Here is a 594-nt window from a genome sequence, read left to right on the forward strand (position 1 = left end):
GCTTCGAAGCCTTTACCGAAATGCTTTTCTAACATAGACTGCAACACCATCAACACAGAAGTAATAACCAAATACCAAATACTAGCAACAAGAAGAAGCGGAATCGGCTTATAAATACGATTCGCAATAGCATTCGTAGCAAACTGAAGCTCAAGCGTAAAAGGAACAGCCAAAACCAAAGAAGTAGTCTTAAGCATACCAATAGTCTCATTACCCAAAGGCGGAACAATAATACGCATAGCCTGAGGAAGAATCACACGACGCATCATCAAAGAACGAGACATACCCAAAGCCTTAGAAGCCTCAACCTGACCAGCATCAACAGCCTCCAAACCAGCACGAACAATCTCAGACAAATACGCAGCCTCATTCAAAGACAAACCAACAACCGCAGCCGTAAGAGAAGTCATAACAACATTAGAATCAATAGAGAAAAACTCCACAGAAGTAAACGGAATACCCAAACTCAACTTAGGAACAAGAACCGCAAACATACCCCAAAAAACAAGCTGCGTATAAACAGGCGTACCACGGAAAAACCAAATAAAGAACCAACTACACCCGCGCAAAACCGGGTTAACACTCTTACGCATC

1 protein-coding gene is annotated in these 594 nt (G+C 42.4%); it reads right to left on the bottom strand.

Going from position 1 to position 594, the window contains the following annotated elements:
* The coding region (locus CGSMWGV1500E_RS00560) for an amino acid ABC transporter permease (protein WP_004129412.1) at positions 1–594 on the bottom strand (594 nt) is incomplete at both ends.

Origin of the sequence: Gardnerella vaginalis 1500E, from assembly GCF_000263595.1 — a bacterium.
Classification (GTDB): domain Bacteria; phylum Actinomycetota; class Actinomycetes; order Actinomycetales; family Bifidobacteriaceae; genus Bifidobacterium; species Bifidobacterium vaginale_E.